Source organism: Thiomicrorhabdus hydrogeniphila (assembly GCF_054656895.1).
Genome location: NZ_BAAHXL010000001.1, coordinates 163,352 through 186,792, shown reverse-complemented (window position 1 = coordinate 186,792; position 23,441 = coordinate 163,352). Strand labels below are relative to the sequence as shown.

At 37.1% G+C, this 23,441-nt stretch carries 23 protein-coding genes; 17 read left to right on the top strand and 6 right to left on the bottom strand.

Annotated features, from left to right (window positions below):
- Window positions 1–2 precede the first annotated feature (2 nt).
- The 5 genes from mnmE to rpmH all read right to left on the bottom strand — a co-directional run bounded on the left by mnmE (window position 3) and on the right by rpmH (window position 4,148).
- Window positions 3–1,364, bottom strand: a complete 1,362-nt coding sequence (mnmE, locus tag ACYQ0E_RS00735) for a tRNA uridine-5-carboxymethylaminomethyl(34) synthesis GTPase MnmE (RefSeq protein ID WP_460186355.1) — start codon at window positions 1,362–1,364, stop codon at window positions 3–5.
- A 111-nt stretch (window positions 1,365–1,475) separates the two neighbouring features.
- A complete protein-coding gene (locus ACYQ0E_RS00730) occupies window positions 1,476–1,805 on the bottom strand; it encodes a hypothetical protein (RefSeq protein WP_460186354.1) in 330 nt (109 codons plus the stop codon).
- Between the two features lie 8 nt (window positions 1,806–1,813).
- Window positions 1,814–3,493, bottom strand: a complete 1,680-nt coding sequence (gene yidC / locus ACYQ0E_RS00725) for a membrane protein insertase YidC (RefSeq protein WP_460186353.1) — start codon at window positions 3,491–3,493, stop codon at window positions 1,814–1,816.
- 43 nt (window positions 3,494–3,536) lie between these two features.
- Window positions 3,537–3,959, bottom strand: a complete 423-nt coding sequence (gene rnpA / locus ACYQ0E_RS00720; protein ID WP_460186352.1) for a ribonuclease P protein component — start codon at window positions 3,957–3,959, stop codon at window positions 3,537–3,539.
- Between the two features lie 54 nt (window positions 3,960–4,013).
- A complete protein-coding gene (rpmH, locus tag ACYQ0E_RS00715; RefSeq protein ID WP_040727210.1) occupies window positions 4,014–4,148 on the bottom strand; it encodes a 50S ribosomal protein L34 in 135 nt (44 codons plus the stop codon).
- A 583-nt stretch (window positions 4,149–4,731) separates the two neighbouring features.
- Here rpmH and ACYQ0E_RS00710 point away from each other — a divergent pair.
- Complete coding sequence (locus tag ACYQ0E_RS00710; RefSeq protein ID WP_460186351.1) at window positions 4,732–7,083, top strand: APC family permease; 2,352 nt, start codon at window positions 4,732–4,734, stop codon at window positions 7,081–7,083.
- A gap of 92 nt (window positions 7,084–7,175) precedes the next feature.
- On the opposite strand, the gene ACYQ0E_RS00705 is transcribed toward ACYQ0E_RS00710, so the two are convergent.
- Window positions 7,176–7,619 (bottom strand): YqaA family protein, encoded by a 444-nt coding sequence (locus tag ACYQ0E_RS00705; protein WP_460186350.1) that lies wholly within the window; start codon window positions 7,617–7,619, stop codon window positions 7,176–7,178.
- A gap of 170 nt (window positions 7,620–7,789) precedes the next feature.
- Here ACYQ0E_RS00705 and ACYQ0E_RS00700 point away from each other — a divergent pair, with 170 nt between their 5' ends.
- From ACYQ0E_RS00700 to ACYQ0E_RS00625, 16 genes are all read left to right on the top strand, one after another.
- Entirely contained in the window at window positions 7,790–8,605 is an 816-nt protein-coding gene (locus tag ACYQ0E_RS00700) for a sulfite exporter TauE/SafE family protein (RefSeq protein WP_460186349.1), read from the top strand.
- 474 nt (window positions 8,606–9,079) lie between these two features.
- Window positions 9,080–10,459: a chromosomal replication initiator protein DnaA gene (gene dnaA, locus ACYQ0E_RS00695; protein ID WP_460186348.1), complete on the top strand. Its 1,380-nt coding sequence runs from the start codon at window positions 9,080–9,082 to the stop codon at window positions 10,457–10,459.
- 19 nt (window positions 10,460–10,478) lie between these two features.
- The gene (dnaN, locus tag ACYQ0E_RS00690; protein WP_460186347.1) at window positions 10,479–11,588 is read left to right on the top strand and encodes a DNA polymerase III subunit beta; all 1,110 of its coding nucleotides are present in this window, start codon (window positions 10,479–10,481) and stop codon (window positions 11,586–11,588) included.
- Between the two features lie 242 nt (window positions 11,589–11,830).
- Window positions 11,831–12,724 (top strand): cation diffusion facilitator family transporter, encoded by an 894-nt coding sequence (locus tag ACYQ0E_RS00685; protein WP_460186346.1) that lies wholly within the window; start codon window positions 11,831–11,833, stop codon window positions 12,722–12,724.
- Window positions 12,721–13,815 carry a DNA replication/repair protein RecF gene (gene recF, locus ACYQ0E_RS00680; protein ID WP_460186345.1) on the top strand — a complete coding sequence of 365 codons (1,095 nt, stop codon included), beginning with the start codon at window positions 12,721–12,723 and terminating at the stop codon, window positions 13,813–13,815. Before ACYQ0E_RS00685 ends, recF begins: the two co-directional genes overlap by 4 nt.
- A gap of 216 nt (window positions 13,816–14,031) precedes the next feature.
- On the top strand, window positions 14,032–14,406 hold the full coding sequence (locus tag ACYQ0E_RS00675; RefSeq protein ID WP_460186344.1) for a DUF4870 family protein: 375 nt from the start codon (window positions 14,032–14,034) through the stop codon (window positions 14,404–14,406).
- Between the two features lie 408 nt (window positions 14,407–14,814).
- Complete coding sequence (locus ACYQ0E_RS00670) at window positions 14,815–16,713, top strand: TonB-dependent receptor plug domain-containing protein (protein WP_460186343.1); 1,899 nt, start codon at window positions 14,815–14,817, stop codon at window positions 16,711–16,713.
- 59 nt (window positions 16,714–16,772) lie between these two features.
- On the top strand, window positions 16,773–17,327 hold the full coding sequence (locus ACYQ0E_RS00665) for a HugZ family pyridoxamine 5'-phosphate oxidase (RefSeq protein WP_460186342.1): 555 nt from the start codon (window positions 16,773–16,775) through the stop codon (window positions 17,325–17,327).
- Complete coding sequence (locus ACYQ0E_RS00660) at window positions 17,314–18,366, top strand: ChuX/HutX family heme-like substrate-binding protein (RefSeq protein ID WP_460186341.1); 1,053 nt, start codon at window positions 17,314–17,316, stop codon at window positions 18,364–18,366. Before ACYQ0E_RS00665 ends, ACYQ0E_RS00660 begins: the two co-directional genes overlap by 14 nt.
- 38 nt (window positions 18,367–18,404) lie before the next feature.
- Complete coding sequence (locus ACYQ0E_RS00655; protein ID WP_460186340.1) at window positions 18,405–19,238, top strand: heme/hemin ABC transporter substrate-binding protein; 834 nt, start codon at window positions 18,405–18,407, stop codon at window positions 19,236–19,238.
- Window positions 19,231–20,280, top strand: coding sequence for a FecCD family ABC transporter permease (locus ACYQ0E_RS00650; RefSeq protein WP_460186339.1), 1,050 nt, complete (start codon window positions 19,231–19,233; stop codon window positions 20,278–20,280). The genes ACYQ0E_RS00655 and ACYQ0E_RS00650 overlap by 8 nt, the downstream gene beginning before the upstream one ends.
- Entirely contained in the window at window positions 20,277–21,074 is a 798-nt protein-coding gene (locus tag ACYQ0E_RS00645) for a heme ABC transporter ATP-binding protein (protein ID WP_460186338.1), read from the top strand. The genes ACYQ0E_RS00650 and ACYQ0E_RS00645 overlap by 4 nt, the downstream gene beginning before the upstream one ends.
- 9 nt (window positions 21,075–21,083) lie before the next feature.
- The gene (locus ACYQ0E_RS00640; protein WP_460186337.1) at window positions 21,084–21,593 is read left to right on the top strand and encodes a MotA/TolQ/ExbB proton channel family protein; all 510 of its coding nucleotides are present in this window, start codon (window positions 21,084–21,086) and stop codon (window positions 21,591–21,593) included.
- Window positions 21,571–22,050 (top strand): MotA/TolQ/ExbB proton channel family protein, encoded by a 480-nt coding sequence (locus tag ACYQ0E_RS00635; protein WP_460186336.1) that lies wholly within the window; start codon window positions 21,571–21,573, stop codon window positions 22,048–22,050. Before ACYQ0E_RS00640 ends, ACYQ0E_RS00635 begins: the two co-directional genes overlap by 23 nt.
- Complete coding sequence (locus ACYQ0E_RS00630) at window positions 22,047–22,442, top strand: ExbD/TolR family protein (protein ID WP_460186335.1); 396 nt, start codon at window positions 22,047–22,049, stop codon at window positions 22,440–22,442. The genes ACYQ0E_RS00635 and ACYQ0E_RS00630 overlap by 4 nt, the downstream gene beginning before the upstream one ends.
- Window positions 22,442–23,161 (top strand): energy transducer TonB, encoded by a 720-nt coding sequence (locus ACYQ0E_RS00625; RefSeq protein ID WP_460186334.1) that lies wholly within the window; start codon window positions 22,442–22,444, stop codon window positions 23,159–23,161. The genes ACYQ0E_RS00630 and ACYQ0E_RS00625 overlap by 1 nt, the downstream gene beginning before the upstream one ends.
- Window positions 23,162–23,441: the final 280 nt, after the last annotated feature.

The following is a 23,441-nucleotide window of genomic DNA, read 5'->3' as shown; positions in this document are numbered from 1 at the left end:
TACTATTTTCCAATGCAAAATGAGGTAAAAATTCTACCCAATAAATCATCTGAGGTAAAACGCCCTGTTATTTCAGATAAGGATTCTTGCGCTAAACGCAAATCTTCTGCCAAGAGCTCACCCGCGGCAAACGCTTCTAATTGATGTTGACCATTTTTTGTCCAATCTAAAGCCGTTTGCAAGGCGTCTAAATGTCGTTTTCTGGCCATAAAAACACCTTCTTCGGTTTGCGCATAACCCATTTCGGTTTTTAGATGTTCCTGTAAGGCATCTAAACCTAACTTATGTTTAGCAGATAACCATATCACTGTTCGTCCCGTTTCTTTTTCAACTTCAACCATTGGTGGGTGTTCAATTAGGTCAATTTTATTTCTAACTAAAGTCACAGGAATATGCTCTGGTAACTTATCTAAAATAATTTGATCTTCTTCATGAATCGCCTCACCCGCTTGCAACATAACCAACACTCGGTCTGCACTGTCTAACGCTTGCCAAGCTCTTTCAATACCAATTTGCTCTACTTGGTCAGTGGCCACACGAACCCCAGCGGTATCTAAAATATGCAATGGCATACCATCAATATTAATTTCTTCTTTTACAATGTCACGCGTTGTGCCTGCAATATCCGTTACTATGGCACTTTCTTTACCTGATAAGGCATTTAACAAACTCGATTTACCCGCATTAGGACGGCCTAAAATCACTACCGACATACCTTCACGCAATAACGCTCCCTGCTTAGCAGAGGCGAAAACAGCATGTAAACGATCCAAAATATGCTGTAACTGCCCCGCGACTTTACCATCGGATAAAAAATCAATTTCTTCTTCCGGAAAATCAATCGCTGCTTCCACAAAAATACGCAATTGAGTTAACTCTTCTACCAAGGTATTTACTTCACGAGAAAAATCACCTTGTAGGGAACGTAAAGCAGATTTAGCCGCTTGCTCTGATGAGGCTTCGATTAAATCGGCAATGGCCTCCGCTTGTGCCAAATCTAATTTATCGTTCATAAAAGCTTGTTTAGAAAACTCGCCTGGCTCTGCTAAACGCGCTCCTAGCTCAACCACTCTGGCTAAAAGCCACTGCAAAACTACAGGACCACCATGGCCTTGAAGTTCAAGCACATCTTCTCCCGTAAAAGAGTTTGGATTAGGGAAGTATAAAGCAATACCTTGGTCTAAAACCGCGCCATCTTCAGCATAAAAAGCTCCATAATGCGCATAACGAGGCTTAGGCTTTTTACCCAAAATAGCTTGAGCAATATCTGCTGCTTTTTTGCCCGACACTCGCACAATACCCACGCCACCTCTACCTGGTGCAGTGGCCACAGCAGCAATCGTTTCTATATTGTCAAATTCCATAATCTATCCAATCAAAATGTGCAAATGTCTTAAATCACCAAAACAAAAAAACGCCCAATAAAGGGCGTTTTAATGACTTGTTCAGTTTTTAGCCTTGGCCGTAAACGTAAACTACGCCACAATATTATACGTTGTGGTGTTGAGGTCAGTAATATATTCTTTTTCTGAAAAAAGTGCGATGGTTTTATCTAGCTTTTTCTTAGACGTAAAATTCATCTCTTCTTTTTCGCCATTGATGGCAAACGACAAAACATAAAGAGGCTTAGTGTTAACATCCGCCGCTTGATTAGTCGCTGCTACCGCAGGTGCCGCGCCATCTTCTAAAGGCAAGTAACCGTCTTTAGTTTTGTAGCAAATGGGTTTTGTACCATCTGCTACTAAAGATTCTACCTTGCCATACATTGGGTGATCTGTACCCAGTTTTTGATATGTTAAATGCATGATACCCTCTATTTCTCTTCGCCAGCTTCAATCTTACGTGTGATATACCACTGTTGTGTGACTGAAAGAATATTGTTTACTACCCAGTAAAGAACCAAACCTGCAGGGAAGAACAAGAAGAAAATTGTAAAAATGAATGGTAATAACTTCATCACTTTCTGCTGCATCTCATCCATCATCGCCGATGGGTTTAGTTTTTGCTGAATGAACATGGTAATACCCATAATGACAGGCAATATGTAATATGGATCTTGTGCCGATAAATCTTGAATCCACAGCATAAACGGTGCTTGACGCATCTCAACGGAGTATAAAAGCACCCAGTACAAAGCAATGAATACAGGCATTTGAATAAAGATCGGTAAACAACCACCCAATGGGTTAATTTTTTCTTCTTTATACAGCTTCATCATTTTTTGCTGAAAGACGGCTTTATCATCTCCGTAGTTCTCTTTAAGCTGTTTTAGCTTAGGCTGGAATTTTTTCATTCTCGCCATAGAACGGTAGCTGGTTTCAGATAGTTTATAGAACAATATTTTTATAAGAAGTGTTAATAAAATAATCGCCACACCCCAGTTACCCACAACACTATGAATTTTTTCTAGTAACCAAAAAATAGGTTCGGCAATAACGGTCAAAATACCGTAATCAATCGTTAACTCTAAACCAGGCGCAATCGCCGCTAACTTATCTTGTGACTCAGGCCCAATATAAATTTTTGATGTTAAGTCTTGTGTTTGTCCTGGCGCAACCGTTGCTAATGGCTCAAGAACACCCACCGCATAACGATCATCACCTAAAGGCTTGGCGTAATAGCTATTTTGGGCAGCTTGGTTAGGAATAATGGCTGTTAAGAAATAGTGTTGAATCATCGCAGCCCAACCACCCGTTACATTACGGCCTGTAATGGCTTGCGTGTTTAAATCTGAGAATGAGTGCTTAACGTATTTATCTTCGGCATTGCCATCGTATAAAACTGGCCCAGTATATGAGTGAATCATCATACTTGCGTCAGCGTTAAACTGATTACGCACAATTTGAGAATAAAGACTACCTTTCCAAGTTTCTTGAGAGGTATTTTCTACTTTATAGCCTAAATCAATAACGTATTTACCTTTGGTAAAGGTGTAAGTCTTAGTAACTTTAATACCATCTTTAGACCAAGTTAACGGAACCGTTAAAGTATCGCCCGTCATAACATAATTAGTTTTAGCTGTTTGGTAAACACTTTTGTGTGTTGGTGCTGGCAGTTCAGAATCTGGCTGAGTAGCAATACCATTTTGTGCGTAATAAACTAAAGAACCGGTATCAGACATTAATTGAAACGGTTTTGAATGATCGTCACTTGCACCGTATTTTAAAAGGTCTGCATCACGAATATCACCACCAGCTGTATCAATAATTACATCTAAGGTATCCGTTTTAACATGAATACGCTGTCCTTGAGCAATGCCATTTTGAGTAACAGGCACGGCATCATTTTGCACGCCACCTGTATGTGCAGCAGGCACATCAGAATTTGAATGACTTGCTGAAGCAACCGCATTTGCACTTGCAACAGGTACTTCTTGCGCGGTACTCGTTTCTAAGGTTTGCTGCGTTTTATGGGCTGTAAATTGAGTCCATTCAAGCCAAATCCAAGTTAACGTAAAGGCTAACGCTAACCACCAAACTGATCTCATATTCATGTGTGATACTCTTTGTGAACTTTAGTCAGAATCTCTATTTAAGTTATTCTGAAGGGCGATTTTTTAAGTTACTTTTTTTAATTTTACGAATTAGATGTAAAAAACTATTATGCAGAGTCTCATTATCTATCTCTTGCATACCTTTTTTACCTAAAACGACAATATCATACCCACTTAACTCTTTCTTATGTGAACGAAATGCCTCTCTGGCAATTCTTTTTACTCTATTTCGCCAAACGGCACGCTGTAACTGCTTTTTTGCAATCGCTAATCCAAGACGAGGATAAAGTTCATCATTAGGGCGAACAATAAATGTCCAATTACGATTACCAAAGCGTTCTGCTTGAGCAAACACATGAGAATAAGACTTGGGAGATAACAATCGATTAGACTTTGGAAAGTCATTTTTCGCTTGTTTAAAAGAGGGGGTCTCTGGAGGAGTCGATAACTCTTGATTAGAATTCATTACTATCTCCAGAAGATTTTTGCGCGCATGGGAAGATTCCCGACACTCAAACGCTTATGGTGTTAAGCGCTTACGTCCTTTTGCACGACGAGCCGCGATAACTTTACGACCATTTTTAGTCGCCATACGAGCACGGAAACCGTGAGTACGAGCGCGCTTGATTACGCTTGGTTGAAATGTACGTTTCATGTCACTTTCCTTAAAATTCTATTCCGGATTCGGAAAAACGGGAATTATATAGAGTTATCAACAAGAAAACAACATTTCTATAAAATAAATATCACTCTAAATCAATATAACTATAAACAAACGACTCAAGCTTGTGCCTTTTATAAAAAGAACTACAACCTATTGTGTTTAAAAGTCAAAAATTAATTTACCAGGCCTGGTAGGTTAATTTTAATCTAAAAAAATTATCTAATTTAAATGGATTCAAACGCCTTTTATATATTTTATAGCGGCTTATAGTTTAAACAATTATCTTTTAGGACGTTTTTAATGGCTCATTAAAATATTGAAACCTTTAAACGATAAAAATAGCTGCGAAATGACACATTTACATCGTTGAATTTTATTTTGATATGTATAAATCATGAATGTATTTTTATGCTTTAATTTAAGGCTATAAACATCAAATCTAGTTGCAAGCATAAATCAATACAATAGCCTTATCGTCATTAATTTGTAACCAGTTTATCAAATAAACTGCCCCTAATTAAACGTTGGAAACCAGCCATTGAATTATAAACCAATCAATCTTATAGACCATTTTTTGAATCAAATTCAAGCCAGTGCAGACCTACAAGGCGCGGGGTTCTGGTCTAGGGTTCACGTTATTAGCACGCTTAAAACAACATTAGCATTATTACCTTCTGTCGCTATTTGGTATCTATTGGTTGTGCAAGGCATGTCGGTTTTTTTGGGCTTTAAAAGCAGCAGTACGCTATGGGAAGTTTATTCTATTTTTCATATTTTAGCAGGCCTGGTCATTTTGCTTTTAACGGTATTTATAGCCCGCGTTTCTGAGCGCGCTAAAAGCCAAAATAAATTTAGATTGTTTGCCATATCCTTGTTTGGTTCTTTGTTTTTGATTCTTCTTTCTCCAACAGGCTGGGGTTGGATTGCACTGTTATTTTTAGGATTAAGTGCCGTGATTTATTGGTTAACTCCGTGGAATAAAGTCATAACACAGTTTCAACCTTTTGGTACTCACGCAGGCTCAACCATTGCGGTGGTATTGCAAATAACCGAAACCATTATACGGTTGCCTTATACTGAAATAAGAGCCCCTATGCTTAACTTATTAAAAGACTTTCTTGCCAAGATTGATAACGAAGAAAATCTACATAAAAAAGCTCAATTAGAGCGTTTTGCTTTAGACTTTTCTGAATATATTAAGCCATTATTAGGCGCTCTGTCTTACCGTTCTAAAACCTTAAAAAATGACGCTCCAGAACTCATGCAGTTTATAGAACGCTACCCACCTTTTCCACCCAATAAACGCTCCTTTTTTAATTCACCCGCTTATCTATTAAAAGCCGTTTTAGAGGATGAAAAAACAAAAGAAACCACTAAAATTTTATGGCTCAAATCAGCACTCATTTTAGCCAATCAAGTACCAAAAACCCTCAATACGACCCTAGGTGATATTGAGTTGTTTCTATTGAGCCTTCTTCTTGAGAAAAGCGAACATCACGAGCAAGAAATTAAAGATTTGCTTATTCGTTTTATGCAACGTTTTCACAACACGGATTTTAAACTCAATGTGTTTCAGCAAAATTCTTGGCTTAATGTTTTAGAAAAGATTCGTGACCTACCTGATGAAAATAATGATATTCGTCGTAAATGGTGCGGCTATCAATATCACTGGCCAGATTTTGCCAAGAGTTATGCTCATGACACTTTTTCTTATTCAAAAGAAAGAGAAGAAAAGCTAAAAATACTTACCAAAACTATTTGGACAAAAGTGGATGGCTCAGACACAGGACCTAGTTTAATAGGCATTAAATCAGATCTTTGGAAAATGGGTTTAATGGATGAGAATGATGATTTAAATCGCTTAACTAGCCATGAAGTAACGAAACAATTTACAGACAGTCTACAAGTTCACTCAAAGGGGATAATAAGCCAACAATTTTTAAGCGTTTTACTTGGTGAATACCGTTATGTTCTCTATGAGTTTATAAAAACGATTCCAGAAAACTATTTAGCGGAGTTTTTAGCTTTACTTACTGAAGATTCTCGCAAACAGTACTACCAGGCCATGAATAAACAATTTGACTTAAATATTGAGGCGCATTTTGAGGCACTTGTAAAAGCGATAAATCCTCAAACAATTGATGAAACGCCTTTACTTGAATTACTGTTACGCTATCTGCGAGCAGGCAACCATCAAGCGCAACTCATTTTGCGTCAAATTGACGAGTTTGAAGCTAGCAATTACATACAAGATCACGAACGCTACGAATACGATATTGAAAACAAACTTAATCAAGCAAGTCTGCACCGAGTGGATCATATTGAAGGTTTATTTACACAAATTCTGCAAGAACTTAAAAGTGATATAGAAGCTAGCCAAACGGATTTGCAAGCCTTTGTTGACCACTTAGGTTATAAATTTGGTGCTTTAATTTATAGTATGAACGCTTGTTTTTCGAATGAGGTGTTTGTTTGGTTTTTGCAAACGACACAAAACAAAAACAGCTTAATAGAAACAGAAGCCATTAAAAATCACTATTACGCACGCATTATGATGGAAGCAATATCTTTTCACCAAACAATGTTACAAGGCAACAAAGAAGCGGCTTTTAATGCTCTAAACCAACTCTTTATTTTGCACAGTGTGCGTTATCCTCTCAATAACAAAGCCACCCAAGCCTGTTTAGTCAGTTGCATGGAGATTATGTCACAAACCAAACTGCCCGCTGAAAACGTTCAAGCATTTCTTGATGCATTGAGCGCTCTGCCAAAAAATTACCCCAATCTAACACCTGAAAAGCAAGCTGAACTACAAGAAATCATTAAATTAGCTATTGCCAAATACAAACTAATAGAAAACCCACAGCTCACCCAAAACCAAAAAAGTTTCTTGAGCCGATTTATGATTGGCGCAGAAACGTTATAAGAAACAAGAAAACAAAAACCTAAATAAATTTAAGCATTTGTTGGAAAATAGTCACTACATTCATGTTTATTACATCCGTTTAGTACCTCGGTTTAGTGCATCAGCTTACTCACACCATAAGCCAATACCATATAACGACCAAGCTTACCTATTGTCACCAAGAGCAGAAACCAACCAAGCGAAACTTTTAACAGACCTGCAATCACAGTTAAAGGATCACCAATAATAGGTACCCAAGCAAAAAGTAAACTCCATTTACCCCAGCGGTCATATCTCTGCTTTGCCTTTTGCATCTCCAATGGCGAAATTTTTAAAACTTTAGTTGTTAACCAATCACCACCATAAAAACCTATTGCGTAATTCACCAAAGAGCCTAATACATTACCTAAAGTTGCTATAAGCACAAGTATTGGTAAAACATAGCCATTGGTGGCCAGCGCCACCAACACAATTTCAGAACCCACAGGTAAAATGGTTGCCGCTAAAAAGGCAACAATAAACATCCCTAAGTAGCCAAACTCTGCAAAATATTCCATTTAATCCATTACAATCTCTTATCAATCTATTTACACAGTGTATTCAAACTTCATGATTACTCAAAATTCATTTCGTTTTATTCCCTTAAAATAGAAAAGTACAGGCTACCAGGCCTGGTAAATTTTAATTTTCGTTTTTAACCCCCCTTTTAATTTAAGGTCACTTAACCATGCTTGATGCCAATATAATCATTGAAATAACCACTTATTTAGTCACAGGAGCGATTGTTGGTTTTGCGGCAGGTTTATTAGGTATTGGTGGTGGTCTATTGATTGTCCCTGTATTAAGCACGGCATTCATTTACTTTTTAGATATTCCTGAAGTTGTACATTTGGCAATAGGAACCTCTTTAGCCACGATTGTTGTTACCTCTTTTTCTTCCGTAAGAGCACATCATGGCCACGGTGCAGTTAGATGGGATGCGGTCAAGCTCTTAGCAGTAGGAACATTGTTTGGTGCATTTTTAGGTGGATGGAGTTCTCAATTTGTCAGCTCTGATATTTTAGGTAAGGTCTTTGGAATATTAGAGGTGTTGATTGCCATAAATATGTTATTAGCCTTAAAACCAAGCCCAAGTAGACAATTACCAGGCATGGTAGGAAACACCATAGCTGGTACGGCAATTGGTACCTTTTCTTCATTAATTGGTATTGGCGGCGGAACCTTAACGACACCTTACTTAACCTGGAATAATATATCAATGCACCAAGCCATTGCCACCGCTACAGCAGTTAGTCTGCCTGTAGCCATTGCAGGAACCATTGGCTTTTACATAGCAGGGCTAGATGCAACCAATTTACCAACCTATGCAACAGGCTATATATATTGGCCAGCTTTTTTTGGAATTGTTCTCGCAAGCTACTTCACAGCGCCATTTGGCGCCAAACTATCCCACCAACTGCCTGTTACGCTTCTTAAGCGTATGTTTGGTATTTTCTTAATAATTTTAGCCATAAAAATGTTATTTTTTACACAAAGTGCATAACCGCAGAAAAGCCATATATAACAGCAAGTTATCTATAGAGTATCTACAGTTATCCACATGGGTTATACCCAGAGTTATCCACAGAAAAAAACCTTGTTTTAAAGTTATTCACAGGTATACTTGTTTTCATAATAAAGATTACGGATAAGTTCGCACAACTTGTTGTAATAAAGTGACATTTTTATTACTAAGTTTTGCCGTTATCTCCTTGCTGTTTTGAGTAAAAAATATAAAAACAAATCATTTACTCATAGAAAACTGAGCTTTACTAAAAAATTATATAAATTCTTATATAACAGTAAATCCCAAGCTTTCTCCTGTTAAAAAATAGCCAAAAACAAATAAAACAATAACCTAATTTAACCGCGTTTACCCACCAAACAGAGTCGTTTTAAGGTAAAAATCGGTGTTTTGAAAATCAAAGAAAGCGTGTTCTTTATTTGATTTTCATTGGATACTTTTGAGGATACAATCTTGCCATCACTTTGGACCCAAAGTCTTAAACACTTAGAAAACGACCTAAACGACCAGCAATTTCATACTTGGATTAGACCATTACAAGCGATTGAAGAAGAGTCTGTTATTCGTCTATTAGCACCTTCTACCTTTATTTTGGATTGGGTTAATAAAAAGCTAATGGAAAATATTCGTCAAGCGGTGGCGATTGCAGCACCAACTAATACACCAGATGTGAGATTAGAAATTGGTGATTACGCCCTAGAATCACTTGAAGAACCTGAGCCAACCGTTCCGCAACCTTTACAAAACAAAACCAAAGCAGACAACAAACCTGAGCAAGATAAGGCCAAATCAACGACCAATAAAACCGGCATTAAGCACAACTTAAATACCAGTTTTACTTTTGAAACGTTTGTTGAAGGTAAAGCTAACCAGCTTGCCGCAGCGGCGGCACGTCAAGTTGCCGAAAACCCAGGTGGAAGTTACAACCCTTTCTTTATTTATGGTGGTGTAGGTTTAGGTAAAACTCACTTAATGCATGCTATTGGTAATCAATTAATGAAAGATAAGCCAAATGCTCGTGTGGTTTACTTACATTCTGAACGTTTTGTTGCCGATATGGTTAATGCACTACGTCATAACAAAATTGATGAATTCAAACGTTTTTACCGTTCTTTAGATGCTTTACTGATTGATGACATTCAATTCTTTGCTAATAAAGAACAATCCCAAGAAGAGTTTTTTCATACATTTAACACCCTTCTAGAAGGCAATAAACAGGTTATCTTAACCAGTGACCGCTTTCCAAAAGAAGTAGACGGTTTAGAAGATCGCCTTAAATCTCGTTTTGGCTGGGGCTTAACCATTGCCGTTGAACCACCTGAATTTGAGATGCGTGTAGCGATTTTATTAAAAAAAGCCTCTGAATTTGGTGTGGCTTTACCTGATGAAGTCGCCTTTTTTATTGCTAAACGTTTACGTGGTAATGTACGTGATTTAGAAGGCGCTTTAAAGCGTGTTGGGGCTTATGCTCAGTTTACTCAACAAGCCTTAACCGTTGATGTTGTTAAAGAAGCCTTAAAAGATTTGTTGGCATTACAGCAAAAAATGGTTACGCTTGATAACATTCAAAAAACGGTCGCTGATTATTATAAAATTAGAGTCGCTGATATTTTATCAAAACGTCGCTCTCGTAATGTAGCTCGTCCAAGACAAATCGCTATGGGCATTGCAAAAGAGCTTACTAATCACAGTTTGCCAGAAATTGGCGATGCGTTTGGTGGCAGAGATCACACAACAGTATTACATGCGGTTCGTAAAGTGAAAGAATTGCGTGAAACAGATCATCATATTGATGATGACTTTAACAGTTTAATTCGTATCATTACTAACTAGGACTCAAAAGGCACTTGGCATGAAAATCACTTTAACTCGTGAAAATCTTTTAAAAGTTTTGCAAACCGTAGGCGGTGTCGTTGAAAAACGTCAAACCATGCCTATTTTAGGCAATGTTTTATTTCAAGTTTCAGAAAACACCTTAACCGTAACCGCATCAGATTTAGAGATTGAAACCCGCGCTCAAACTGAACTAGAATCTTCTGAAGCCAGCCAATTTTCTATTACGCTTCCAGCCATGAAACTCATTAACATTGTGCGATCTTTGCCTGATGGCCTAACCATTGTTTTAGATTTTGATGAATCACGCTGTAATTTATCTGCTGGTCGTTCACGTTTTAAACTTTCTACTTTACCTGCCGAAGACTTTCCAACCATCGACTTAACACAATCAGATATGTCTTTCTCTTTGTCTCAGCACCAGTTAAAGCAGTTAATTCAACATTCTAGTTTTGCTATGGCAAGCCAAGATGTACGTTTTTATTTAAACGGTATGTTATTTGATATTAGTAACCAATCATTGCGTGTCGTTGCTACTGACGGACACCGTTTATCGACTTGTTCAACAGAATTGGCCATTGATGGTTTAACGCCTGTTCAAGCCATTTTGCCAAGAAAAGGTGTTTTAGAACTTTCTAAGCTAATTGGTGATGACGATGCGTTAATCGAATTTGCAATTGCTAAAAACTATTTAACCGTTCAATTTGAAGAAACTGTATTTACCTGTAAGTTAGTTGATGGACGTTTTCCTGACTTCCGCCGAGTAATTCCGCAACATAATGACCAACCTGTACAAACTGATCGCGAGTTATTACGCAGTTTATTACAACGTGCTTCAATTCTGTCTAACGATAAATTTAAAGGGATTCGTTTGGTGTTAAGCAATAACTTGCTAGCGGTAAATGCTTCTAACAGCGAACAAGATGAATCGCATGAAGATATGGCGATTGACTATAGTGGTTCAGATATGGAAGTTGGCTTTAACGTAAACTACATTTTAGATGTACTAAACTCAATGCATGAAGATTGTGTCACCTTATTAATGAAAGATGCTAATAGCAGTTGTTTAATAGAAACAACCACTGACACATGTTTTTGTCAGCACGTAATCATGCCAATGCGCCTTTAGTATTGGGTTATTTTGCTGATAAGGCGTCCATTTCTGCGTTAGAAAACGGTCATGTACAAATTGTACACTCCCTTATTTCTGCCTTGAACTGGCCAGCCTTATCAACAAACTAACTCCAAACTATTTATATTTAATTTTGTACTAACCACTCGCCTTATCAAACATCTCTTTTTTCTTTTTAATACAAATTGTATTCAAATAGTATTAGACTTTAGTTTTGCCAAACCTTACGCAGATTTTTTATGAAAAAAGCTCGCCTTGTTAGGATTACCACTTACATTACGGTTTTAGTTGCAGCCTTACTTTTGCTGCTTAAAAGTTATGCTTGGTGGCAAACTGAATCTGTGAGTATTTTGGCTTCATTACTGGATTCAGCCATAGATATTGCGGCTTCTATTATGATTTTAATTGCGGTGCAAATTGCCCAAACGCCGGCTGATAAAGAACATCGATTTGGGCACGGTAATGCAGAACCACTAGCCTCTTTGGCGCAAAGCGTTTTTATTGCAGGTTCTGCGGTTTATCTCATTATTTATTCTATTGATCGAATTACTGACCCCAAACCCATCTCTTCTCCTGACTTAGGTTTGGTTATTATGGTTCTCTCACTGATTTTTACCTTAGCGTTAGTTATTTTTCAACGTTATGTCATTCGTAGAACCCAATCAACCGTTATTAAATCAGATTCTTTGCATTATTTATCTGATGTTATGGCCAATATTCTTATTATTCTTACCTTATGGTTTAGCACCATCGATTGGCTTGACCCTGTACTTGGGTTTGCTATTGCCGCGTGGATTTTTTATTCTGCAATTCAAATTTCTATCGAAGCCGGCAATCAATTACTCGATCATGAACTCCCCCAAGAAATGCGAGATGAAATTAAAAACATCACTCTAAGCACCCCCAATGTACTGGGTATGAATGACTTACGCACTTATCAATCTGGTCCCAATCAATTTGTGCAATTTGATTTAGAATTAGATGACCATCTCACCCTATCGCAAAGCCATAAAATTGCTGAAAACGTCACCCAGCGCTTAAAGGCAAAATTTAGCGATATTGATGTCATGATTCATCAAGAACCCGTTAGCCTTAAGCATGACCCAGAGCACCATAATTGGGGTAAAGAGTGACCCAACTTACACAAATTTCTATTCAAAATTTTCGTAATTGTGAATCAGCTAACCTTGATTTAAGTTCAGGACTAAATTTAATTATTGGTAACAATGCCGCCGGTAAAACCGCCATTATTGAAGCCATTTGGTTAATGGCCACAGGGCGCTCTTTTCGTACTCAAAAATCACATCACCTAATCCAACACGAACACGCTTCAGCCACCCTTTTTTGTGAAGCAACTTCGAGCCATGATTTAAGTAAACAACACAAAATGGGTATTCAAAAAACAACCGACAACACCCTACTAAGAATTGATGGTGAAACAGTCAAATCACATGGACCTATTGCTAAACTTTTACCCATTCAATTGCTCACACCAGAAAGCCACAAACTGTTAGAAGAAGGCCCTAAAGCGCGTCGCCAATTTATGGACTGGGGCTGCTTTCATCAATCTGAAGCTTTTATGCCTTTATGGCGTAATTATCAACGTGGTTTAAAACAACGTAACCATGCATTAAAAAAACATTTACCTAAAGAACAAGTGCAATTATGGGACCAAACACTGGTAGAAAATGCCCAACAGATTGATGCTATTCGGCAAGAATACCTTGCTGATTTAACACCTTACTTAGTGACCTTTTGCCAAGCATTAATGCCAGAAATAGAATTTGAAGTGGTTTGCCAGTATCGTGCTGGCTGGCCTAAAAATAATGATGATTTATTAGCGTTATATCAAAGTAACTTTGCCAAAGACCAACAAGTAGGTCATACCCAATATGGCGCACACCGTGCCGATATTCGCTTTAAATTTAATAACCAAGAAGCCATGAATATTCTATCTCGTGGGCAACAAAAGTTATTTGTTTGCGCTCTGTTATTAGCGCAAGCTAGTCTGCATGAAAAAGTAGTCAATGAACCCGTTATTATGCTAATTGATGATTTACCTGCCGAACTCGATGAAATACACCGAACCAAGCTACTAGAACTGCTGCAAATTTTAAATATACAGCACATTATTACAACGACCTCAAAAGACCTGATCCCTATTCTTAATTCTCAAAATTACCAGGCCTGGTCAATTGAAAATGGCCAAATTCAAGCTGTTTAAAACTTTACCAATAATCATTTGTTTTCAAATAAATTCTTACACACAATATTCATGTAAATATAGGCCAAACACAATTTACCAGGCCTGGTAAATTCCACTTAACTTTAACCAATCCATTAATTCATAAAATAACAGTATTCTTTTAAGGTTATTATTTTATTTTTGGTAAAATTACTATGTTCAACCTAAAATAGTAATAATCAGAAAAGGATATTTATGTCAGAAGAAACTCCAGTGGTTCCACCAGAATCACCAAAAGCTCCCGTTAGTACTACAATTCCAATGGCTATTTACATATTGTATTTAGTGAATTTTGTTTTGCCATTTGCCGGTTTAGTTGGTGTCATTATGGCGTATATAAACAAAGGCGATGCCGCAGACTTCTTAAAATCACATTACCAATTTCAAATTCGTACCTTTTGGATAGGGCTACTTTATGTAATTGTAGGAGCACTACTCACCATGGTTCTTATCGGTTGGTTGGTTTTACTTTTCTATGTAGTTTGGTTAATTGTTCGCTGTGTCAAAGGGCTAAAATACCTTGGTAAACAAGAAGCAATGCCTGAACCTACAAGCTGGATGTTTGGTTAAAACCATCAAGCTTTTGCTTGACGCGCAAACTAGCGCCGCTTGATTTCAATTATCGATTGAAATCAAGCTTTAATTTTCATCATACCATCAAGTAAATTCTATTCGTTATCACCAAGCTACTTAAAGCCTTATTCCCTTTCTAAACTAAAACCGTCTTCTATTATTTTATAACTCTTCATATAACACCAATCTCGTCTAAATTTAGCCATTATCACAAACGAATTAATAATTATTCTCATTTCCCTCTTTACTTCTATATGAGAATGGTTTACATTTATAAAAAATATAGGCATCTCCTAAAATTGCCAATTCAGATATGTGAAAAGAGCACATTTTTAAATAACTACTCAAACTTAATTAAGCCTAATAAACATTTAAAGCGAATTAACGTATTGATTGGAAATAAAAATGAATAACAAACTAATAATAAGCGTTATTACAGGAATGGCGCTAAATATCACCAATGTTGCCCAAGCCCAAACCAAATCCTTAGATGACCTTTTTGTAACGGCCAAATCAAACTCAACCTCAAAAGAAATGGCGGCCTCTACTACGGTTATTACAGCAGAAGAGATTGCTCAAACGGGTGCAACCAACCTACAAGACGTACTCAAAAATGTTCCGGGGTTTTCTTACACCATAAACAGCGCTTCAACCTATGGTCGTGAAAATATTGGCCTAAGAGGAATGGACAGCGAACATGTTTTAATTCTAATAGATGGCGAACGTATTAACTCGAGTGATGGTTTTATTGGTCACTCAAACTACCAAAGTAGTTGGGTCGATGTGGGCTCTATTGAGCGAGTCGAAGTTATTAAAGGTGCTGGCTCGGTACTTTATGGTTCTGAAGCCATGGGTGGCGTTATTAATATCATTACCAAAAGTGCAAACAAAAAAAGTTTTGTACGCTACTCTGCTTCAACCTCTACTCTGCCGAATAGAGATGGCGGTGAAAAAAATCGAATCTCTTTAAATTCAGGTTTGCAGGTTAACGATAAACTTTATATCGGCGGAAATGTGGCTGCCAGTGAAACTGCCGAATCTTTTGAAAACAGTATCACCAAGTTTGAAGGTGATAAAAATAAAACCGCACAATTTAACTTAGCTTATAAATTTACGCCATCAACAGAAATTTTATTAGGAATAAGTGGTGGTCATGAAGAACGCATAGTTGGTAACGACCTTTATTACGATATTGAACGTTTACAAAAAAGCGTTGAGCTTAAAACAAAACTAGGCAGCTGGGACAGTAGCTTTAAAGCATATCAAGTTGAATCAGATGCGGGTTATAGTGGTTTTGGATATTCTCCTTATTACACTCACCATATTGACGATACTATTTTACGTGCTGAATTTATGGGCTCTCCCATTGAAAATCACTTTGTGACCTGGGGGATCGAACGCCATACAGTAGATTACACAAAAGATTACACCAATCCTGCTTCTACCGATTACAAAGCAACAGGCACAGCGCAAAATTCTGCATTTGTTCAAGACAAGTTTAAGCTTGGCTCAGGCACCATAACCGCAGGAGTACGCTTAGACGACAATGATCAATTTGGCTCTGAAACGAGTCCAGAATTAGGTTATGTCATGCCCATAACGGAAAACATGGATCTAAAATTTCAGTACTCCCAAGCCTATAACGCACCCAATATTAAAGAAGCGGATGATAACTATGTTTATACCCATGGTTACCCTGGTGCCACAGCAATGCAAGGTAACTCTGATCTAAAACCCGAAACAAGCCAAAGCTTTGAAGTTGGTCTGTCAGGCTTACTAGGCACCACTTCTTGGTCGGCTTCGGTATATCGCACTCAAGCAAACGATTTAATTGAAATGCAAGACACTGGAACGACTTATGCCCCAACAGGCGGCACACTTTATAAATATGCAAATGTGGATGAAGCCACTATTACAGGTGCCGAATTGATTGTTTCAGCGGACTTAACGTCCAATCTTTACCTTGACGCAAGTTATAACCGAATGGAAACCGATAATGGAAATGGTGGTCAATTATCGTTTCGTCCAGACCAAACCATTAAAGCGAAATTAACCTACGATATGCCTTGGGATATTTCTACTAACTGGTCCGTTAATTATACTGGTGAATCTAAAGATGGTTTAAATGACGTTTCAGGCTACACCATTAATGACTTTGCCATAAATAAACGTTTTACCAAAGCCATCAATGTTCAGTTTGCGATAAACAATGTTTTTGATGTTTTAAATGATGATGTAAACGATAACTACATTACAGAACTGCCTGGAAGAGAATATAAATTAACTCTTTCTGGTTCATTTTAATTTAAGTACAAGGTTGCTCTATGCAACCTTGTTTAATTAACTTTAAAAACGGAGTAAACATGAGCGACAAATATGAAGAAAGCCAAAATCAAAGAATCGGCCATGAATTCCTTAAATACGTCACAAGTAAACAAAGCCTTATGCTAGCAACCGTAAATGACCAAGGTATTCCTGATGTTAGCTATGCCCCATTTGTAGTAGATGAATCTTTTAATGTTTATGTCTTTATCAGTGAAATTGTTGAACGTACTCGCAATTTAATCTCTAACGGAAAAGGGAGTTTATTGTTTATTGAAGATGAACAAGATGCTAAACATATCTTTGCACGACGCCGTGCAACTATGCAGGCTAAAGCACAATTACTCACTCCTGAAGAGGCTAAAACACCAACATTAAAAACGATGTTTGAAGAAAAATTTGGTGATTTTATCAATTTGGAATTAGCAGGGAAATCTGACTTTCACTTAATTAAATTAGTGCCTTATGAGGGCGGATTAACCAAAGGTTTTGGTTTGGCATTTAAATTAACTGGTCCAAAGCTATGTGAAGTAGAACACCTTAAAAAAGGCCATAGCAATCGTAACTCGGAGGTAAAAGAAAATGGCGCAGCATAACAGTAAATTAAAACAGTCTTGGGAACAACTAATTGAAGATAATCCAAGAACCCGTATTCGAGATGCGGCCGAAATATTAAACGTGTCTGAAATGGAACTACTGACTATTAATATGCCTTCTGACCACACCTTGCTTTTGCATGGTGACTTTAAAGCATTAATGCAAAGACTGACTCAAGTTGGCAAAATTATGACTTTAGTGCGTAATGATATCGCTGTACATGAATTGTCAGGTACTTATCCAGCTCTAAGATTTAACCGTAACCCACAAGTAGGCGTAGCAATGGATGCCATTGACTTGCGTATTCATTTTAACGAATATTGCTACGCTTTTGCAGTACAAACACCACAAGGTAAACAAACCTTAAAAAGCATCCAGTTTTTTGATAAAAGTGGTCATGCACTACAAAAAATCTATCTAAAAAACCAAGATCATAACCAACTATGGGATGACATAGTTAACAGCTTTAAAGCTGATATGCAGTTAGCTAATTTCAATTTAGTTAAAGTCGAAAAATATAACCAAAGTTTTGTAGATATTGATTTACCGCGCTTTAAAAAAGCATGGGAACAAATGCGTGACGTTCATGATCTATCAAGAATTATAAAACGATTTGGAATTAGCCGTCACGAGGCTGTTTCAATTATTGGAGAACCTTACTCTTATCAAATTAAACCACAATCTGTTAATACCTTTATGCAACAAGTTTCAGAACAAAAAATGGCGTGCTTTGTTTTTGTTGGTAATAAAGGAGTTACTCAAATCTACTCTGGCGAGTTTCAAAATACAAAAGAGATGGGCTCTTGGATGAATGTCTTAGATCCAAATTTTAATTTACACGTTTTAACCAGCACAATTAACGACGCATGGGTGGTCAAAAAACCAACTCGTTTTGGCATAGTAACGTCTTTAGAAATTTACGATGTGAACGGCAAAGTTTCTTTGCAATTTGCTCCTACTGGCACGCGTGAAGGAAAAGAATCTGATGAATGGCGATTGTTGTTAGAACAGCTTCCTAAAGCCAAAACAAAAAAATAAGAGATTTTGACTCTATTTCAATTGACTAAGGATGACTAATGAAATTCATTATAGGCTTACTGTTAGCGACTATAACATTTGGCGCCACCGCACAAGAAAGAATTGTTTCTGTAGGCGGAAGCGTTACTGAAATTATCTATAAACTCGGTAAGCAAAATCTATTGGTTGGAACCGATACAACCAGTAATTTTCCAGAAACCGCTACTCAAACAGCTAAAGTAGGTTATATGCGTGCGCTTTCTGCAGAAGGAGTTCTTTCACTCAACCCGAGTGTAATGTTTATAACCAAAGAAGCTGGACCTGAGCGTGTTATTAAACAATTAGAAAGTGCTGGCGTTAATATTCAAACTTTGCCTACTGAATTTAATGTAGAAGGAGTTGTCGCTAAAGTTAAAGCAGTTTCTAACTATTTAAACGCTGAACAACAAGGGCAAGATTTAATCAAAGAGATTTATGCTGATGTTAAACAAGCTAAACAGATTATTAATCATGCTAAAAATAAACAGCCTAAAATCCTTTTTATTCTTAGTCAGCAATCTGGAAACTTACTTGTTTCAGGTAAAAATACACAAGCAGATGGCATAATTAAATTGGTTGGTGGTGTTAATCCTATGACTCAATTTAATAGCTATAAACCCTTAACGCCCGAACAAATTGCTGAAGTTATGCCTGATATCATTATTATGATGTCACGTCACGGAGACAACGGTAAAAACAAAATTCTGGCACAATTAAAAGAACACCCTGTTCTTAAACTAACGCCTGCTGTAAAAAACCATAAAGTTATCACTATGAATGGTAGCTATTTATTAGGTTATGGTCCTCGCATAGGTTTAGCATTAAAAGACTTAGCGGAGCAGGTTTATGACTAATGTCTTAAGCCTAAAATACAGTAGTTTATTAAGTGCTTTTGCCGCATTGTTATTTATTGTGGTTGTTCTATCACTTATGGTCGGTGCTTTTTCAATTAGTCCATTAAGTATTGTGGCTATTTTAATTTCACCAATTACTTCTTTATTTGGTAATGATTTATCTAACTACTACACCAATATAGAAGAGACTGTTTTTTGGAATATTCGCATGCCCAGAGTGGTCTTAGGTATTTTAGTTGGTATTTCTTTAGCTGTTGCAGGAGCAGCAATGCAAGGTTTGTTTCGTAATCCTCTGGCAGACCCAGGTTTAATTGGCGTATCTTCTGGTGCCGCCTTTGCTGCCGTTGCCGTTATTGTTTTTTCAGGAAGTTTTCTTGGAATTTTTACCTTACCTATCTCGGCATTTATTGGCGGTGTAATCACCACGTTATTGGTTTATAAGCTCTCAACACGAAACGGTAAAACCTCCATACCAACCATGCTGCTTGCTGGTATTGCCATAGGGGCAATAGCTGGCGCTGGCACAGGCGTTTTTACCTATTTAGCGGATGACGACCAATTACGCACCCTCACCTTTTGGACAATGGGGAGTTTAGGCAGTGCCACTTGGGAATCTATTATTAGTATTTTGCCCTTGGTTGTTATCGCTATGGTTTTATTGCCTATGCATGCCCGTTCTTTAAATGCGTTTCTAATTGGTGAAAGCACTTCTCGACACCTTGGGTTTGATCCGGACAAAACCAAAAAACAAGTTATTTTGCTTTCCGCACTTTTAGTTGGTGCTGCAGTCGCTTCAGCAGGCATTATCGGTTTTGTTGGTTTAGTGGTTCCACATCTGGTTCGCTTACTTGCAGGCCCCGACCATAGAATTGTATTACCAGGCTCGATGTTATTAGGGGCGGCCTTTATGCTTTCTGCAGACTTATTAGCTCGTACTTTTGTGTCACCTTCAGAATTACCAATCGGCATTATTATGGCCATTATTGGTGGACCATTCTTTTTATGGTTATTAATGAACCGTATGGGGAGGCATTCATTTTGAGCATTCTTAAAGCACAAAACTTAAACTTTGGGTTCACAGACACTCAGTTAATTACCGATGTGAGCTTTGAAGTACCAACAGGCTCTTTATTTAGCATTATTGGCCCCAATGGAGCTGGTAAATCAACACTTTTATCTTTACTTTGTGGTGATAATAAAGGCACAGGTCATATTGAAATAGATGGCTGTTTACTTGAAAACTGGAACGGAAAAAAGCTCGCAAAAAAACGTGCCGTTTTGCCACAAAACGTCTCTTTAAATTTTTCTTTTACTGTGTCTGAAGTCGTTTTAATGGGTCGTAGCCCTTACGTTAATGGACTTGCAGAATCTGCTCTTGACAGAAGCATTGCTAAACAAGCTCTTAAAACGGTTGATTTAGAGCATTACTGGGATAGAGATTACACCTCATTATCAGGGGGTGAAAAACAACGTGTTCAATTTGCAAGAGTTCTAGTGCAACTCTGCGAGTCAGCTTTACATGAATCATTAGAAGGTAAATTACTGTTTTTAGATGAAGCAGTAGCTAATCTTGATCCTGCACATCAACATCAAGTTTTTAAACTTTTAAAGACCTTTCAGAAACAAGGCTTAACGATTATTAATGTACTGCACGATATTCAACTTACCGCGCAATATTCAGACCATGTGCTAATTATGAAAGACGCCAAAATGGTGATTTGTGACAAAATGAAATCCGTATTAACACCCGAAATGCTTGAACAAGCTTATGACATGCCATTTAGAAAAATAGATGACCAACAAACGTCATGGCCATTTCTCATTGCGGATTTATAGGAAACCAATATGAACCTTACTCTCACTTTCGGTTGGCTTGAAATTTCTATGATTGCTCTTGGTTCTATTACTTTTTTGTATGCGTGTTGGCGTTGGCTTAAAGTGCAGTTTTTTAATAGTGCTAGCGAGTTACAGCAAATAAAAATAGATCTTGCTGGCACGGCTGAACAATCTTTAGAAACTTATGCCTTTAGCCATGACGCTAAAATTGAAGCCTTAAAAGCTAAATTAGGTCTTGGGTTAGGCACAATTGCCATGATTGCTGGAATCGCCCCCATGATGGGTTTACTTGGTACAGTGTCAGGAATGATTGAAACTTTTCAAGCCATGAATGCGGCAGGAAATTCTAATTTAGCCATTATGTCAGGTGGAATTGCCAAAGCACTTTATACCACGGAATTGGGGCTTATTATTGCCGTGCCATTAGTCATCTTACACGCCATGATTAGACAAAAAATAAATCACATCATTGTGGTGACTGAAAAAGGATTAATGGATGAACTTTTGGCAAGAAGCTGAACACTTGATTCATATTAATCACTATTTATTAGTGTTATTTATTATATCTGTTGCTCTTTGGGGACTTTTTCTCAATCAGCTTATTCTCATTATTAACTTGAAATGTAGTCGACAACCCAATTATAAATTAACCTTAAATAAGCCGTGGTTACATTTTTGGTTTAATCAAACACATCAAAGCATGGTGATCTATCAATTACATAAATCTTTATCTCTAATGAAAGCGTTAATTGTTTCTATGCCTATGGTTGGGCTTGCAGGCACTGTCATGATGCTTACCGCAGGTTTTAAAAGCATGGGAAATACCGGAACCGTTAATATCCACGCGTTTTCCGATATTGTTACCGGAGCTATGGCAACAACTTTTACAGGTGTATTTTTATCTGTTATTGGTATGTTGTTATTCAAAATATTAAATATTGTCATTCACAAAAAACATCTAGAGGCACCATTATGATTAGACGTAAAACAAGCATGGATTATTCACATATTAGTCCAGATATGACACCTATGATTGATATGGTTTTTATCTTATTAATTTTTGTACTGGTTGCTGCTAGCTTTGTCAAAATATCAGATATTAACGTAAATCTACCTTCAGGTAGCCATAATGAAGTTGTCGCTAAAGACCCATTAGTGGTCGAAATTACTGCTAATGGTGATTTAAAACTCGCTAATAAAATGCAATCACTTAACGAAGTAATTGCTCAGTTAAGTTTAATAAAAGACCGTCAAATATTAATTGCTGCGGATAAACTCAGCCAAACACAGTATCTCATTCAGTTTTTAGATAAATGTAATGAGGCTGAAATTAACAATATAAAAGTCGCTGTACAAAGAGGAGCTTAATGAAACGACTTTTTCTGTGGGTTTTTGCGATTCTGATTAATTTAATTTTAGCAATTCCAGTTATCTTATTGTTTTCAGAAAGTGAAAAACTACAGCCAAATAGCGCTTTAAAAAGAGAATATATTTCTTTGGCTGTACCCACTCAAAATATGGCTAAAAACACAAATAAAGGCCTTCAAACTTCCTCACTAACTAACCCTGTAACTAAGCCTGTATCCAAACCAGTAACTAAACCAGTAACTAAACCAGTAACTAAACCAGTAACTAAACCAGTAACTAAACCAGTAACTAAACCTGTAACTAAACCTGTATCTAAACCTGTATCTAAACCTGTATCTAAACCCATACCATCTGAAGATATTAAATCAATCACGCAAAGTTCGAGTCTTGAAGCCAAGAATAAACAAAGTGCTGACTTTCCCAAAACACCTATTCACAAGTCCAATAGTGATCAACAAGTACAATTAATTAATAAAATAGAGCCAGAATACCCTCGTAGGGCTCAAAGAAGAGGAATAGAAGGCTTTGTTAAGCTAGAGTTTATTGTTGATAAGTATGGAAAGGTCAAAAATGTAAAAGTTGTTGAAGACAGGCCTTCTAAAATCTTTAATGAAGCGGCTATTAATGCTATTAAACAGTGGCACTTTAGGCCAGCCAAACAAAAAGGTAAATACGTTTCTCAACCATTAAATCAAACTATTTATTTTAAGTTAAATTAACCTCATTTCATTCTATTTTTTCGTGTTTTTTATACTCAAAAAATTACTTTTTTCAGTAATTGCCTTATCATTAAGATATTCACAAACTCTCTTTTGCTTTTAACTGATCTGTTAAACACATTATTCTGGCTTGCCAAGCGAATCTTTTACCCATCTTAACTAATTGTTTTTATTAAGGTATTTATCAAAAAACAAGTCAATGCAAAAAGGTACGTAATGTGGTAAAATTAGTTAGATTTTTAAACAGAAAAAATAACCTGAAATTAGCCTCTCACAGCAT

What these genes read in the sequence shown, in the direction of transcription:
- mnmE (WP_460186355.1), bottom strand. Translation starts at nt 1,364, where the DNA reads ATGGAATTTGACAATATAGAAACGATTGCTGCTGTGGCCACTGCACCA.
- ACYQ0E_RS00730 (WP_460186354.1), bottom strand. Translation starts at nt 1,805, where the DNA reads ATGCATTTAACATATCAAAAACTGGGTACAGATCACCCAATGTATGGC.
- yidC (WP_460186353.1), bottom strand. Translation starts at nt 3,493, where the DNA reads ATGAATATGAGATCAGTTTGGTGGTTAGCGTTAGCCTTTACGTTAACT.
- rnpA (WP_460186352.1), bottom strand. Translation starts at nt 3,959, where the DNA reads ATGAATTCTAATCAAGAGTTATCGACTCCTCCAGAGACCCCCTCTTTT.
- rpmH (WP_040727210.1), bottom strand. Translation starts at nt 4,148, where the DNA reads ATGAAACGTACATTTCAACCAAGCGTAATCAAGCGCGCTCGTACTCAC.
- ACYQ0E_RS00705 (WP_460186350.1), bottom strand. Translation starts at nt 7,619, where the DNA reads ATGGAATATTTTGCAGAGTTTGGCTACTTAGGGATGTTTATTGTTGCC.
- ACYQ0E_RS00700 (WP_460186349.1), top strand. Translation starts at nt 7,790, where the DNA reads ATGCTTGATGCCAATATAATCATTGAAATAACCACTTATTTAGTCACA.
- dnaN (WP_460186347.1), top strand. Translation starts at nt 10,479, where the DNA reads ATGAAAATCACTTTAACTCGTGAAAATCTTTTAAAAGTTTTGCAAACC.
- ACYQ0E_RS00685 (WP_460186346.1), top strand. Translation starts at nt 11,831, where the DNA reads ATGAAAAAAGCTCGCCTTGTTAGGATTACCACTTACATTACGGTTTTA.
- ACYQ0E_RS00675 (WP_460186344.1), top strand. Translation starts at nt 14,032, where the DNA reads ATGTCAGAAGAAACTCCAGTGGTTCCACCAGAATCACCAAAAGCTCCC.
- ACYQ0E_RS00670 (WP_460186343.1), top strand. Translation starts at nt 14,815, where the DNA reads ATGAATAACAAACTAATAATAAGCGTTATTACAGGAATGGCGCTAAAT.
- ACYQ0E_RS00665 (WP_460186342.1), top strand. Translation starts at nt 16,773, where the DNA reads ATGAGCGACAAATATGAAGAAAGCCAAAATCAAAGAATCGGCCATGAA.
- ACYQ0E_RS00660 (WP_460186341.1), top strand. Translation starts at nt 17,314, where the DNA reads ATGGCGCAGCATAACAGTAAATTAAAACAGTCTTGGGAACAACTAATT.
- ACYQ0E_RS00655 (WP_460186340.1), top strand. Translation starts at nt 18,405, where the DNA reads ATGAAATTCATTATAGGCTTACTGTTAGCGACTATAACATTTGGCGCC.
- ACYQ0E_RS00650 (WP_460186339.1), top strand. Translation starts at nt 19,231, where the DNA reads ATGACTAATGTCTTAAGCCTAAAATACAGTAGTTTATTAAGTGCTTTT.
- ACYQ0E_RS00640 (WP_460186337.1), top strand. Translation starts at nt 21,084, where the DNA reads ATGAACCTTACTCTCACTTTCGGTTGGCTTGAAATTTCTATGATTGCT.
- ACYQ0E_RS00635 (WP_460186336.1), top strand. Translation starts at nt 21,571, where the DNA reads ATGAACTTTTGGCAAGAAGCTGAACACTTGATTCATATTAATCACTAT.
- ACYQ0E_RS00630 (WP_460186335.1), top strand. Translation starts at nt 22,047, where the DNA reads ATGATTAGACGTAAAACAAGCATGGATTATTCACATATTAGTCCAGAT.
- ACYQ0E_RS00625 (WP_460186334.1), top strand. Translation starts at nt 22,442, where the DNA reads ATGAAACGACTTTTTCTGTGGGTTTTTGCGATTCTGATTAATTTAATT.